General features: G+C 24.4%; 15 protein-coding genes. 3 read left to right on the top strand and 12 right to left on the bottom strand.

Features of this window, described 5'->3' with window-relative positions:
* Positions 1 to 14: 14 nt before the first annotated feature.
* Genes E0D94_RS06340 through E0D94_RS06325 form a run of 4 tightly spaced genes read right to left on the bottom strand, consistent with a single transcriptional unit; the run spans position 15 to position 4,608 of the window.
* Entirely contained in the window at positions 15 to 560 is a 546-nt protein-coding gene (locus tag E0D94_RS06340; RefSeq protein ID WP_130806442.1) for a class IV adenylate cyclase, read from the bottom strand.
* A 10-nt stretch (positions 561 to 570) separates the two neighbouring features.
* Positions 571 to 1,281 carry a metallophosphoesterase gene (locus E0D94_RS06335; protein WP_341274561.1) on the bottom strand — a complete coding sequence of 237 codons (711 nt, stop codon included), beginning with the start codon at positions 1,279 to 1,281 and terminating at the stop codon, positions 571 to 573.
* The gene (locus E0D94_RS06330; RefSeq protein WP_130806440.1) at positions 1,271 to 3,511 is read right to left on the bottom strand and encodes an ATP-binding protein; all 2,241 of its coding nucleotides are present in this window, start codon (positions 3,509 to 3,511) and stop codon (positions 1,271 to 1,273) included. Before E0D94_RS06330 ends, E0D94_RS06335 begins: the two co-directional genes overlap by 11 nt.
* Complete coding sequence (locus E0D94_RS06325) at positions 3,511 to 4,608, bottom strand: metallophosphoesterase family protein (RefSeq protein WP_130806439.1); 1,098 nt, start codon at positions 4,606 to 4,608, stop codon at positions 3,511 to 3,513. Before E0D94_RS06325 ends, E0D94_RS06330 begins: the two co-directional genes overlap by 1 nt.
* 247 nt (positions 4,609 to 4,855) lie before the next feature.
* Between E0D94_RS06325 and E0D94_RS06320 the strand changes: the two genes are divergently transcribed.
* On the top strand, positions 4,856 to 5,869 hold the full coding sequence (locus E0D94_RS06320; RefSeq protein WP_130806438.1) for a YeiH family protein: 1,014 nt from the start codon (positions 4,856 to 4,858) through the stop codon (positions 5,867 to 5,869).
* Positions 5,870 to 5,877: 8 nt separating this feature from the next.
* On the opposite strand, the gene E0D94_RS06315 is transcribed toward E0D94_RS06320, so the two are convergent.
* The gene (locus E0D94_RS06315) at positions 5,878 to 6,573 is read right to left on the bottom strand and encodes a YjjG family noncanonical pyrimidine nucleotidase (protein ID WP_130806437.1); all 696 of its coding nucleotides are present in this window, start codon (positions 6,571 to 6,573) and stop codon (positions 5,878 to 5,880) included.
* A 145-nt stretch (positions 6,574 to 6,718) separates the two neighbouring features.
* Between E0D94_RS06315 and E0D94_RS06310 the strand changes: the two genes are divergently transcribed.
* Positions 6,719 to 7,369 carry a hypothetical protein gene (locus E0D94_RS06310; RefSeq protein ID WP_130806436.1) on the top strand — a complete coding sequence of 217 codons (651 nt, stop codon included), beginning with the start codon at positions 6,719 to 6,721 and terminating at the stop codon, positions 7,367 to 7,369.
* 50 nt (positions 7,370 to 7,419) lie between these two features.
* On the opposite strand, the gene hcp is transcribed toward E0D94_RS06310, so the two are convergent.
* From hcp to trhA, 6 genes are all read right to left on the bottom strand, one after another.
* Positions 7,420 to 9,063, bottom strand: a complete 1,644-nt coding sequence (gene hcp, locus E0D94_RS06305) for a hydroxylamine reductase (protein ID WP_130806435.1) — start codon at positions 9,061 to 9,063, stop codon at positions 7,420 to 7,422.
* 86 nt (positions 9,064 to 9,149) lie between these two features.
* A complete protein-coding gene (locus tag E0D94_RS06300; RefSeq protein ID WP_165442887.1) occupies positions 9,150 to 10,187 on the bottom strand; it encodes an HD-GYP domain-containing protein in 1,038 nt (345 codons plus the stop codon).
* Positions 10,188 to 10,240: 53 nt separating this feature from the next.
* A complete protein-coding gene (locus E0D94_RS06295; RefSeq protein WP_130806433.1) occupies positions 10,241 to 10,837 on the bottom strand; it encodes a metal-dependent hydrolase in 597 nt (198 codons plus the stop codon).
* A 94-nt stretch (positions 10,838 to 10,931) separates the two neighbouring features.
* Entirely contained in the window at positions 10,932 to 11,678 is a 747-nt protein-coding gene (locus E0D94_RS06290; protein ID WP_130806432.1) for an APH(3') family aminoglycoside O-phosphotransferase, read from the bottom strand.
* A gap of 51 nt (positions 11,679 to 11,729) precedes the next feature.
* Positions 11,730 to 12,692, bottom strand: a complete 963-nt coding sequence (locus E0D94_RS06285) for a tocopherol cyclase family protein (RefSeq protein WP_207289657.1) — start codon at positions 12,690 to 12,692, stop codon at positions 11,730 to 11,732.
* 19 nt (positions 12,693 to 12,711) lie between these two features.
* Positions 12,712 to 13,362 carry a PAQR family membrane homeostasis protein TrhA gene (trhA, locus tag E0D94_RS06280; protein ID WP_130806431.1) on the bottom strand — a complete coding sequence of 217 codons (651 nt, stop codon included), beginning with the start codon at positions 13,360 to 13,362 and terminating at the stop codon, positions 12,712 to 12,714.
* A 116-nt stretch (positions 13,363 to 13,478) separates the two neighbouring features.
* Here trhA and E0D94_RS06275 point away from each other — a divergent pair, with 116 nt between their 5' ends.
* Positions 13,479 to 14,306 (top strand): hypothetical protein, encoded by an 828-nt coding sequence (locus tag E0D94_RS06275; RefSeq protein ID WP_130806430.1) that lies wholly within the window; start codon positions 13,479 to 13,481, stop codon positions 14,304 to 14,306.
* 19 nt (positions 14,307 to 14,325) lie between these two features.
* Here E0D94_RS06275 and E0D94_RS06270 read toward each other — a convergent pair whose 3' ends face one another.
* Entirely contained in the window at positions 14,326 to 14,703 is a 378-nt protein-coding gene (locus E0D94_RS06270; RefSeq protein WP_130806429.1) for a PH domain-containing protein, read from the bottom strand.
* Positions 14,704 to 14,731 lie beyond the last annotated feature (28 nt).

The raw sequence follows: 14,731 nt of genomic DNA, 5'->3' as shown, positions 1-14,731 counted from the left end.
TAAAAGTGAGGAACTTACTCTAATCCTGCATCACGTCTCAACTCAGTAATTGACTTAGTAGTTATTTGACTTTTATCTAATTCTAATAATTCTATTGCTCTATCTAAATCTTTCTTGTTTTTTATTTCTATTTCCATATAAGTTTCTGGATAAGTATCTTTATCCCAAGTATCAATTTCAAATAAAATACCTTGAAACTCATATGAAATTCTTTCTTTATACCCAATATAATTTGTTACAAGACCTAACATTTCAAATATTTCAAACATATTTTCACTATTATCTATTCTCACTTCAATTTCTTTATTTTCCCTATATTCTTTGTCAGATAATATTGTTTTTAAGGTTACCTTTTCTACACAGTTATTATTAATGTTATGATTTGTTGTTCTTATTCTTAAATATCCATTATATTCATTTTCTATTTTTTTATCTTTAGTATCTAATATTATGTTTTTTTGTTTTTCATCTTTTATTTTTTTAGCACCCATTTTTTCTAACTTATTTATCATTTTTTGTTTGTCTACACCTAAAACTTTTACTTCAAGCTCTTTAGTCAAAAAATCACCTCTAATCTAATATTTTTATAGGGATAAAATTTATATAATCACTTGCTATACATCTAAATTCTATTCCATCAATTATTCCTTCTTTTATGTGTTTATGTCCTTCTCCATGAAGATGACCATAAACACATATATCCACATTATATTTTTTCATAATTTCTACAAATTCATTAGGTTTACCAGATATATTAAAAGGAGGATAATGAATCATAACTATCTTTACTGGCATTTCTTTAATACATTCCAATGATAATGTAAGTCTATTAAGTTCTCTTTCAAATATTTTTTTATCTTTATCTTGAAACTCATCACTATCTTTAGAAATCCAACCTCTTGTTCCAGCAATTCCTACGTTATTATACTTATATCCATCATTGAATAAAAAATGAATACTATCAAGTTGTAATTTATTCAATTTTGACTTAGTTTCCCACCAATAATCATGATTTCCTTTGGAAATTATTTTGTAACCTGGAAGGTTAACAATCTTTTTTAAGTCAATTTCTGCTTCTTTTAATTTTAGTCCCCAGCTTATATCTCCAGCTAAAAGTACTATATCATTATCTTTTATTCTTTTGTTCCAATTGTAAAATATTTTTCTTTCATGATCTTCCCACTTAGAATCAAAAACATCCATAGGCTTATCACCAATAGGATCTAAGTGTAAATCTGCAATTGCATATACAGCCATTTTTTCACCTCTGTTAAATTTCAATATAATTAAAATTATATCCTTTGTTTTTCAATATATTTTTCTCTCGTGTTTGACAAGTAAATAGTATAACTTGTCTTTGTTTTGATTGTTCATAAATAAAATCTAATATAGAATCCAGCCTTATATCATCATATTGTATAAAACAGTCATCTAATATTAATGGTATCTTCTTATCTTTTTTTATTATATCAATGATGCCAAATCTAAGAGAAAAATATATCTGATCTATAGTTCCATAACTTAAATTCTCTATATCAATTAACACGTCATCCTTAGCAACAATTTTAGTCTCTAAGTTTTCTGTTATCTTTATGTCTTTATATTTACCTTTTGTAATTGTAGATATAATATCAGATACTTCTTTGTTAAGTTTAGGAGCAAACTCCCTATGAATACTTTTAGATATCTTTTCAATTGTTTCTTTAGCAATTTCTATAGATTTAATTTCATTTTCACATTTTAATATTTTTTGTTTTTTTGTATAGATTTGTTCTTCAATTTCTTGAATTGGACGAAATAAGGAATGCATAGTTTTTATTTTTTCTTCTAAATTAGAAATCTCTTTATCTTTTTCAATAATAACATTATTCAATTCCGATAATTTTTCCATTAAAGAATTATCTTCTAAATACAGATTATTTATATCAATATCAGAACACCTTTTTACTTCTTCTTCTAATTCTTCAAAAGTTTTATTATATAATATACTACTTAATATCTCTCTTTTATAATTTATTTCATGTATTATATTTTCAAATTTTCTCTTCTTTTCTATACCTTTTTTTAACTCTTCAGGATTTTCAAATTTATTTTTATCTAATATAAATTTAATACCCATATTTTCATTGTTTAATTTTGCTTTAAGCCTTTCTAGTTCAACATTTTTTTCTACTAGCTGATTTTGTAAAAACCTTTCATCTTCTCTTAATTCTTCTCTTTGTAAATCTTTTTCTCTATTGTATATATTAATTAAATTATTATTATCACTAATAACACTTTGCTTGTTCTTAATTTTAATATTAAGATAAAAATTTATTATTATAAATATAAATGACATAATAAAAAATTTATTATCTAATAAAAATCCTAGAGTTAAAGAAAAAATTAAACAAACTAAAAATATTATAAAAAATGTTTTAGTAAGCATAAGAGAGTTTTTAAAATTTTTGTTTTCTTTTAATTTTTCTGTATTAGTATTTAAATTACTATTTAATTCATATTCTTTAATTTGATCATTTATAGAATTTAACTTTTCTTTTATATCTAAGATGTTTTTATTTATTCTTTCTATATTTTCTTTTATTGTATCTATAGTATTTTCATATTTTATTATTTCGCCATAATCTTCTATTTTAATATCTTTATATTTTTTAATCTTATAAGAGTTTTTATGAAGAATATCTATTTCTTCTAATAATTTATTTGCTTTTTCATATTTCACATTTAATTCTTTACAATTATGTTTATAAATATCCTCTTCTAACTTTTCTTTTTTCTTATATAGTTCATCTAATATATTCTTTTTTTCTTTTAACTCTAGTTGAAATTCTTTAGTATCAGAAAATAATTTATAGGCCTTTTCTCTTTCTATATCTAAATCATTAACCTCTCTAATTAGATTCCCATAAGGAGAAGTCCTAAGCCTATTTTTAGTCCCTATATCATTTAATCTTTTTTCTAATCTTTCTAATACTTTTTTTATTGATATTTCGTTATCTAAACTGCCTCCTAGATTTATTAAGTTATCTTTTACTTCTTTAGAAAATCTATCTTCAGTCTTACTTTTAAGCTGTGAAATACTTATAGTATTTTTATATATAATTTTATTTATTCCAAAATGAAGACTACTAGGTTCTATTGTTCTGGAAATAGGATTATATTCAAACATTCCACTTATATTTTCGCCTGTTCTTTCATCAAAGATTTTTACATCATCATTACCTTTTATAAAATTGCGTTCTACTCTAAATAAATCATTATTATAACAGTATTTTAATATTCCTTGATATTTACTATCATTCCATGGAAAATACTTTTCATAATCCTTATTATATCTTTTTGTTTTTGTATATGACTTAACAAATCCAAAAAGCATTGATTCAATAAATTTATGTATAGTACTCTTTCCTGCTTCATTCTCACCATAAACTATATTTAAACCTGGTTTCAATATAATTTTTTTATTGTTAAACTTCCCAAAAGAAAGAATATTTAATTCACTTATATTCATTATATACCCTTCTCTCTTAATAATTCTTCTAACCCTATAGTTAATGCATTAGTTATAGTTTCATCTTCTAAACCTTTATCTTTCATTTCCATTATATATCTGCCAATAATATTTTCTTCATTATCTTTTAATAAACCTTCTAAATCATAATTTTCTTTTGTATTATCTATTATTTTTATAAAATAAAATTTATCTTTTAATTTATATTCTAATTCTTTTATTTTAGGCTTTATATCTTTGTCTATAAATCCATTTAAAATTATCCTAAAGAAATCTTTTTGTAATACTTCATTATCACCTACATTAATTACATTATCTAATATTTCATTATAAGTCATATCTTCATTTATATTTAATCTTTTTATATGATATCTTCTATTAGATAATGGTATAAACTTTGTTTCTAAGCCATTTTTATCTATTAGCCCTTCAATGATCCCATGATCACCTGTTTCACCAAAATCTAAAGGTTCTGGGCTTCCACAATAGCAAATATTATTAGATATACATTGATGCTTGTGTATATGCCCTAGGCCTATATAATCAAAGTCTAAATTTTTTAGATGATTTTTATCTATTGGCATATATTTTGATTTTTTATCTATTATATCTCCATGAAGTAATAATATATTATTTCTATCTTTATTCAATTTGATATCTTTAAATCTTTGTGCTGATTTTTCTCTTTCATACCAACTAAGACCCCAAATATCAGTATTGTATTCTTCAAATGATAATTTACTCAAATTTTTCTCTTTGATTATATATACATTTTTATTCCAATCAATTAAGTTATATAAAGATTTATCATTCAAATAATCATGATTTCCAGTTATCATAATTATTTTTGTATTTTTTATATCTTTAAAACTATCATTTATAATTTTTAAGTCCGCTATAGTACATAATTCATCTTCAAATAGATCTCCTGCTATAAGTAAGAAATCTATTTTTTTACTTTTACATCTTTTAACTATCTTTAAAAAAGTATCTATTATTTCAATTCTTTTATTTTTACTTGTATCATGATCTAATTTACTTGTAGTAAATTTCATGCCAATATGGACATCTCCTGTATGAATAAAACTAATACTCATTTTTCCACCTTCCTTTAGAACATATATTCGATATTTTCCCCTAAAATCCTTTATTTAAATTTAATTTTATTTGCAATTGAAATACTACCATTATTATAACAGTATGATAATAATAATTTCGACAAATTTCATAAATTAATAATAAATTAAATTATGAAATGATACGAAAAATAAAATATTTATTGTTGAAATAATAATACTATTGATGTAACATACTTATTGAAATCTAAACTTAAGGAGGAATAAAATGAAAAAATTATGGAAAGGCCTCTCTTTTGTTATTTCTATATCTATAGTTTCTATGATACTTAATGCATATTTGTTAGGTTTTATTGAAACATTAACCATCGGAATAATTTTAGGAATAATAATTACTAATACAATAGGATATAGTAAAGAACTAGATGCTGGCATAACTTATTCATTAAAAAAAATCTTGAAATGGGGTATTATATTATTAGGTGTTAATTTAAATTTCAGTGCTGTAATTCAATTAGGACCTATGATACTTATTTTAGTTATAACAATAGTAACCTCTTCTCTTTTACTTGCAAATTTAATTGGAAGATATTTTGGTTTAAATAAAAAATTATCTACACTTCTAGGCGTTGGTTCATCAATTTGTGGTGCTTCTGCAATAGTAGCTATGGGACCTGTCATTGACTCAGATGAAGAAGACATTGCCATATCTGTTGCTATAATAAGTCTACTTGGTGCAATTGGTGTATTTGTTTATTCTTCACTTTCTTTTGTATTGCCTTTATCTGATTTAGAATATGGTATATGGGCTGGCAGTTCTCTTCAAGGAGTTGCTCATGCTTTAGCTGGAGCTGGTGCAAGAGGTGCAGATAGTATAAGCATAGAAATAGGAACTATTGTAAAAATGGCAAGAGTAACACTCTTAGCTCCTGTAGCAATCATTTTAGGTATTGTATTTAATAATTCTAAATCTGGAGATAGAAAAAAGGTCAGTTTCCCTATATATGTATTATTATTTATATTAGTAGGAGCATTTTTTACTATAAATAACGTATATAATATATTTCCTACTCAATTTCTTATAAGTAACTTAAGGATTGATCTAATATTAATTTTTAAAAAACTAAGTAGTTTTTTTATACTTATGGCAATGGTTGCAATGGGATTAAAGGTGAATATAAAATCTTTTACTTCAACTGGTTTAAAAGCTCTTTATGATTGTAGTATTTTATTTCTTATAATATCAATACTTAGTTTAATATTAACAAAAATAATAAGCTAAAAAGCTTATTATTTTTGTTTGTATATTATTTTTTTTAGTTCTAAGAAATCATGAGCTTCATATTTAGGTTTTATTTCTGTATTGTTTTTATTATTATTTGGATTATACCAAAGAGTATCAATACCGAAATTTAAACCACCTTTAATATCTGATCTTAAACTATCTCCAACTATTATTACATCTTCCTTTTTAGTATGATTTATCCTATCTAAAGTCAATTTAAATATTTCTGAGTCAGGTTTTTTAACTCCTACATCTTCAGATATTATTATTTCTTCAAAATAATTAGCTATCTCTGAATTTCTTATTCTCATATTTTGAACTTTTGATAATCCATTTGTAATTATTACTAGTCTAAAATCAGTATGTATTTCTTCTATTAATTCTTTTGCTCCTTTTAAAAGAAAGGAACTTTCTTTTAAAAAATCCATATATTTATCACTAAATTCATTAGGGTTAATTTTTATATTTGTTTCTTTAAAAAACCTTCTAAACCTTTCTGTTTTCAGATCTTGTGCTGATATTTTACCATCTTCAAATTCATCCCATACTGATTTATTATGTGTTTTATACATAGGTAAATGTTCTTTCTCACTATATATATAATTAAAATAACTAATTGAATTTTCAAGGGCATATTTTTCTGCTTTTTCAAAGTCAAAAAGTGTCATATCAGCATCAAATATTATTATATTATATTTCAATATTAACTCTCCTTTCATTCATTTTCTAATTTTATCACATTATATATATTTATTTAAGTATTATATATTATGAATGTGATACAAATCACTTATTTATTACTTTTTTATGGGTATAATTATACTAGATATAAAAGGAGGTATTTTTATGAGTAGATTTTTAGGTCCAATTCACCATTGGCTATTCAATAAAATAAAATTACATGAAAAATTAGAAAAAAATATTGTAGAAAGTTTAGAAGACAAATATGGTCTAGAAATAGAACAAACACATTCATATTTTATTGACTCTCATGGAAGTTTAATAGATGATAATCCCCTAGAAGAACTTATAGATACAAATAATATTCATGGGTGGTTACAAGAAAGAATTAATATTGCTGAAACAAGATTTGCAGATTTCATCACTACTGTATTAGATAAATTTCCTGGTGAAGCTATAGAACTTATTGAAAATGAATATAAAAAACAAGGCAGAGAATGCGGCATAAATTCAAAAGAAAAATATCCAATAAATAATGCTATAGAAATTTACAAATCGCTAAATAATTATATATTAGATGGTATGCCTTGTGATAATGCCAATAATATAATAAACTCAACTGAAAAAGAAATAGAGTGGCAGATTACAAATTGCCTTCATAAAAAATATTGGGAAAAAGTTGGCGGTAATACTGAAATATTTCATAATTTAAGATCTCTTTGGAATAGTAATTTTGTAGAAAATGCGAATGCTTCATTTAGATATGAATACATTAATAATGAAGGTAATTTAAATCATAAGATTTATAAAAAATAACATAAAAATAAAGAGTGAAATTAATTTCACTCTTTATTTTTATGTTTATATTATGCAGTTTGTCCTTCACTCATGAACATTTCAATATCACTTTCAACTTCTCCATTTGGAGCTATACCAAATTTTTCAACTAATACATTAGCTACATTTGGTGAAAGGAAAGCTGGTAATGTTGGTCCTAAATGAATATCTTTTACCCCTAATGCAAGTAGAGCTAATAATACTATTACTGCTTTTTGCTCATACCATGCAATATTATATGATATTGGTAATTCATTTATATCTTCTAATTCAAATACTTCTTTAAGTTTCATTGCTATAACAGCTAATGAATATGAATCATTACATTGTCCTGCATCAAGCACTCTAGGAATTCCTCCTATATCACCAAGTTGTAATTTATTATATCTGTATTTTGCACATCCAGCTGTAAGAATAACTGTATCTTTTGGAAGTTTATCTGCAAAGTCTGTATAATAATCTCTTGATTTCATTCTTCCATCACAACCTGCCATTACAAAGAATCTCTTAATAGCACCTGATTTAACAGCATCTACTACTTTATCAGCAAGTTCCATAACTTGATTATGTGCAAATCCACCTACTATTGATCCAGTCTCAATCTCTGTTGGAGGATCCAGTCTCTTAGCCATTTCTATTATTTCTGAAAAGTCTTTTTTACCATTTTCATCTGATTCTATATGTGTGCAACCTGGATATCCTGAAGCTCCTGTTGTAAATATTCTATTTCTTATTTCTTCTTTTCTAGGTGGAACTATACAATTTGTTGTAAATAATATAGGACCATTAAAACTTTCAAATTCAGTCAATTGCTTCCACCATGAGTTACCATAGTTACCTACAAAATGATCGTACTTCTTAAATGCTGGGTAATAATTTGCTGGTAACATTTCACTATGTGTATAAACATCTACACCAGAATCTTTTGTTTGCTCAAGTAATTGTTCAAAATCTTTTAAATCATGTCCTGATACTAATATAGCAGGATTGTTTCTTGTTCCAATATTCACCTCTGTTATTTCAGGGTTTCCGTAAGTTGAAGTATTAGCTTCATCAAGTAATGCCATTGATTTTACTCCAAAATTCCCTGTTTCCATTGTTAAAGCTACCAATTCATCAGCTGATAAACTATCATCTAATGTAGCTTGAAGTGCCTTATATATAAATTCACATATTTCATCATCTGATTTTCCTAAATTAACAGCATGGTCAGTATATGCTGCCATACCTTTTAAGCCATAAGTAATTAATTCTCTTAAAGATCTTACATCTTCATTTTCCGTGTCAAGAACTCCTACATTTTCACCTTTTTTAATCATGTCTTCTTTTCCATTAACTTTAAAAGTAGCTGAATCATGTAATTCACTTACTTCTACTTTTCTTCTTAATTCATCTCTTATTTCAATCATTTTTTCTATTTCTTTAACTATTGAATCTTCATCAAAATTAGCATTAGTTATTGTTACAAATAAACCATTTAGCATCTTATTGTTAACATAACCTAATTCACTTACAGATAAATCTCCTTTTACAACTATTTCAGATATCCCTTTTAATGTGTATATTAAAAGGTCTTGTAAATTTGCTACTGTGCTGGTTTTACCACAAACACCTCTTACAGTACATCCTACATTTTTTGCTGCCTCTTGACATTGATAACAAAACATTGACATCATAAAACCTCCCTGTTTTTTCTTTATCTATATCATAATACATACCCTAAACTCTATCTGTGATTCATATCACAATAAAGGTTATTTTAATCTATGATGTCTATAATTTCATATTCTTTGTTTTTAAGAAGATCTACAAAATTACCATTTATATTTACTACAGGTCGTGTAGGAATTGCTTTATTTGTATATATTATTTCTCCAATTGAACCGTCATTTAATCTTACAATATTTCCTATATAAAACTTAGAAATATTATTTAAGAAAGTAGTAGTGATCTCACCATCTAATATACCAAAGCTATTATAAAGCATTTCTTCTGCAGCAATAAAAGGAGATTTTCTCTTCCTATATATTTTATCAGTTGTCATAGCATGAAATACATCTGCAATTGCTATAATTTTACCAAACTCATGTATTTGATTAGATTTAAGCCCTAATGGATAACCACTACCATCTTCTCTTTCATGATGTTCAAGTACTCCATATAATACCTCTGAATTTATATTATTAATTCCCTTTAATATCTTATAGCTATTTATTGTATGATTAATTATTACAATAAATTCTTCTTCGCTTAAAGGTCCTGGCTTATTCATTATTTTTTCTGGGACTTTTAACATACCTACATCATGAAAAATACCTGTTATTAATAAATTTTTTAATTTATCACTTGAATACCCTAGTAATTTACCAATCGTGGATGCTAATAAACTGACATTAACAGAGTGATTAATTAAATAACTACCACTATCATCTAACTGCCTTAATCTTGACAATATATTATTATTAGTTGATATGGATTTTATCATTTCACATACTTCATGATCTATATCACTAATCAAAAATTTCTTTCCTATTCTAATTTGATTAAATAATAGTTCTAATTTATATTTTAACTTATTATGATTTTCAAAAAATCTATCTCTTTTACTTTTATTATTTAGATGTTTATTTTCTACTAATACATTGATTCTATTTACATTTAATTTTTTCAACCTATTTATATGTGCTTTTGATAATATGGCCCCTGCTGATAAAGCTATAGCATTTTTTTTAGGTATGTATACATCTTTATTTAATATCATCCCAGGCACAACTTCAGTAATTTTTATAATCGCCAATATAATCCCCTCTTTTAAATAATATAATTCTATAAATAAATCCATTTTCCTTCTTAAAAAATAATAAAATTAAAATATTTTAAAATACTATAAAAGGAATATATTAATAAAATGAATGCTACAATATTTTCTATAGTTCCACCAGTTTTAATTGGTAAAGGAAATGAAAAATTTTCACTAAAAGGATAAAGTAATTCTATTCCTCCCTTAGTAAAAAAGTCTGCTATCAGATGAAATAAATATCCAATATAAAACCCTAAGTATAATTCTTTATACCCAAATTCTAAGGTTAAATCTTTTCCTAATTTTATAAAAAGAAATATTCCTAATAAACTATGTGTGAAACCTCTATGTTTAGATACTCCAATTAAAATAGTTATAGTTCCACCAAGCAAAAATAAAGAATTATTATTTAAACTATAAATATACAACAAAGCAATTCCTACCAAAGTATAAAATAAAATTTTATATGATTTATTTTTATGTTGGAGTAGTTTCTGATTAATTTTACTCTTTGGATGATCAATATCAGGCATTAATGAACCTATTGATGTTCCAAGAATAACTAAAGAAATACTTTCTACTTCTCTATATAAGGCAATTGTAACCCCAGCTGCTAATCCTACTATTAAATGTGTCTTGCCTTTCATTTCAAACCTCCATATTTAAAGATAAAGAACGTTAGTTCTATTATACCATATAATAAAAGACTTGTTAGTAAGAAACACAAGTCTTTTATTATATCTAGTTTATTAATTTATCTATATGAGAATAATATTCTAATCTTTCGTAATCCACATTTAAAAGTCCATATTCTTCTAAAAATAATTTTAATATATCATAATTTCTATAATTTAATACTATACTTTTAATTATGACCGAAAGATCCACATACCTATCACCTATTCCAGATCTTCCCAAGTCAATAAACCCAGATATATCGTTGTTATTTATAATTATATTTGGAAAACAATAATCTCCATGAGTAAATACTAAATCTTCCTTTTTAGGTTTAGATTGCAACAGGAATCTATAAATTTTGGGAATTCTATTTTCACTATACATATTTTTAATTAATTTTAATTTATCTTCTATAGTTTCATTAAAATTACAATCAGATATATCTATATTATGTATTGTTCTTAATCCATTAGCTACTTTTTCCACTAAAACATATGGTTTTTTTAATATGTCCTGAGTTAATGCATCTTTACCAGGTATCTGAGTTAAAAGTAAATATTCATATCCATTTGCCTTTTCATAATAGTGTACATGTGGAACAGGTAGCTTTCCCTTTAACCAATTTAGCTTTACACTCTCTGATTTAAGATAAGAAAAGTTGTTATCTAAAGCAATTTTCAGAAAATAATCTTGCTCATTGTTCTTATCTTTCAATAAGAATACTTGAGAACTAGAGCATCCTTTGTTGTTTCTTATAAATATTTTATCTTTAATAATTTTTCTTAACTTTATTGGCATATCATATTTCAAGATTCACACCCCATTTTAATTCTTTACTTTATGATATGATTAAAAATAAATTTATATTAATCTTCCTTTTACTTCAAACCCTGAATTTTTTCCTGTATCTTTAAAAATAATGTTATTATTTTTATCTTTCAATTCTACATCTATATAAGATGTTAGGCTTTCTTCAACTGTTCCATTCATGTTCCCATTTTTAGGTGATATAAGCCTAGTAGTATTGTTTTTAATTATATTTAAATTTAAAATATATTTAGACTCGCTTACTGAAATTTCTATATTTCTATCATAATATTTTAATTTATCAATTTTTGCACCTGTGTAAGTAGTAAATCTATATAATTTTTTATCATATAATAATCCAATTAAAAACCCATTAAATTCTCTACCTAAAAAAGGAATATTTGCAATAGATATAAATATAGAATTATTTTCTTGGGAAAAATGGTTAGATTGAGCCCATATCCATGATTTAGGAAATGAAGTCCCCCAATCTTTTTCTATATATCCCTTACCTTTATAAAAATCAATATCTTTTGAATTTATAGTCAGATTACCTATAATATCATGATTCATACTAACTACTCCATGATAACATTCCATAAAAGGTAAAAATCTATACCATCCCATTGCACCTGGAGAAAAGATTTTAACTGGCCATTCAAATATATTATTAAATTCTAATGTCCCTTTTAACTTTAAACCTTTATAATCTATATCTAATATAATTTTTTCTTTACTAAAAACATTATTTCCTATCTTCACATAAAATTCATCTTCTTCATAAATAAAGTCATCATAGGAATACTTTATATAATAAGCTTTGTTACTATTTCCATCATTTATTTGAATGAAACTATGTCTTTTATCTTTAGATTCAATTGAAATTCCAGGTATTAGTGCAAGTCTATTTTCTCCACTTTTGTCTACTATTTTAAAATACCAACCTTCAAAATATTCTTTTTCTCTATATTTACCTTGAAAATTTTCTGGTTTCCATATATTTTTTATTCTTTTCATTTATAACCCTCATTTGTTTTTATACGTTTAAACTTGGTAATAAAAATAATATAGTGAAAAAATGACATATACTTCCACCTAGTACAAATAAATGCCATATAGCATGATTAAACTTTATTTTTTTATTTGCAAAAAATATTGTTCCAATAGTATACGACAAACCACCTGCAATTAAAAATATTATACTTTTTAAACTTATTGTATCAATAAGAGGTTTAATTGCTATAACAACTAACCATCCCATTCCCAAATATAATAGTAAAGATAATATCATAAATCTCTTTACAAAAAATATTTTAAATATTATTCCTACAATAGCTATTCCCCAAACTATACCAAATAAAGTCCAGCCTAACTTTCCTCTTAGTGGAATAAGAGTAAGTGGTGTATAAGTACCTGCTATAAGTAAATATATAGATGCATGATCAAATATTTGAAAAACATTTTTAACACTTCCTGCTGGAAAACTATGATAAAGAGTTGATGATAAGTATAATATTACAAGTGTAGCACCATATATAGCAAAACTTACTACATGCCATACCTCACCATATATTGAAGCTAATACTACTAGAAGAGTAAGTGCTGCTATTGAAAATCCTAATCCTATTCCATGTAGTATAGCATTAGTTATTTCTTCACTTTTTGAATATAATGATTTTGTACCCATTTTTATTCTCCTTTATAACTTTATATTATTATTATATAGTATTGACTATGTAATTGTAAAAATATCTTATATTAATTAAAAATATTGGGTATAAATTATTGAATTGGAGGTGTCTTATGAAATACTTAAAATGGTTTTTATTTATACTACTTATACTAATTATTTTGATAATAACCCTTATTTTTTCAAATGAAGAAATAATATCTAGTGATAAATTAAATAAAGAATTCTTAATAGATAGGGTTGTATTTCAATCAAATTTAGATATTTATGATAAAAACACTGTTAATTTCAATGAAAAAGAAGTAAATGGATTATTAGCTAAAAGATTAGTAGAAAAGTTAAATTCAAGTATATCTAATGATAAAGAAATAAAAAACATATATTTACATTTAAAAACCGAAAAAATAGTTGCAAAAACTTCCTTTAAGAACTTACCTTTTATAATCACTATGGATTTTGGTGTAAATTTACAAAATGATAAAATTAATTTTAAAGCTTCAAATTTTAAAATAGGTAAATTACCACTACCCAAATTATTATTAAATAGTTTAGGACTTAAAGATATAAATGATTCTTTATATATAAATACAGATGATTTAAAAGAAATAGATATTTTAAATATTAATTTAAATGAGAAAAATATAGAAATTACTTATAAAACTAATAATAATGAAATTATTGAAAAATATATACCAAGTAATCAAAAAAAGTTTATAAAAGAAATGGAAAGTATATTAGAAGAAAATGAAATTTCTAAAAAGTTAGCTAATGATATTATACGAGCGGCTCTATTATATGGTAGCGATAAAGAAATCCCTCAATATTTAATAAATGACCTAAAGAATAATTTTATAGACTTAGATAATAAAACAAAAGGGAATTTGGTTTTCATAACTTTAAAATATAATATTGATTATTTTATAGAGATATTATTAAAGTAAGAGCAAATTTGCTCTTACTTTAATTTAATACATATCCTGCAAGTATTTTTTGTACTTTGTTAATGTTATTATTTTTACCAAACTGTTTTGAAATAGGAGTACTTGTACCTGAAATCCATATCTTAAGTTCTGAGTCCATATCAAAATGACCTGCTGTTTCTACACTAAAATGTGTAATGCTCTTATATGGTATAGAATGATATTCTGTTTTCTTGCCACTTACGCCTTGCTTATCTATTAATATAAGTCTTTTATTTGTAAATACAAATAAGTCTCTAAAAATATTAAATGCTCTCTCAACATGTTCTCCATTTGCAAATATGTCTATTAACTCTTCTTCAATTTTTTCTATATTAGCTTCTGAAGCATTCCCTAATAGATTATCAAATATTCCCATAAATACAACTCCTTTTATAGTTTATATT

This window comes from Senegalia massiliensis (assembly GCF_900626135.1).
GTDB classification, from domain to species: domain Bacteria; phylum Bacillota; class Clostridia; order Tissierellales; family SIT17; genus Anaeromonas; species Anaeromonas massiliensis.
The sequence above is the reverse complement of the archived record's forward strand: the minus strand, read 5'-3'. Positions and strand labels throughout refer to the sequence as shown.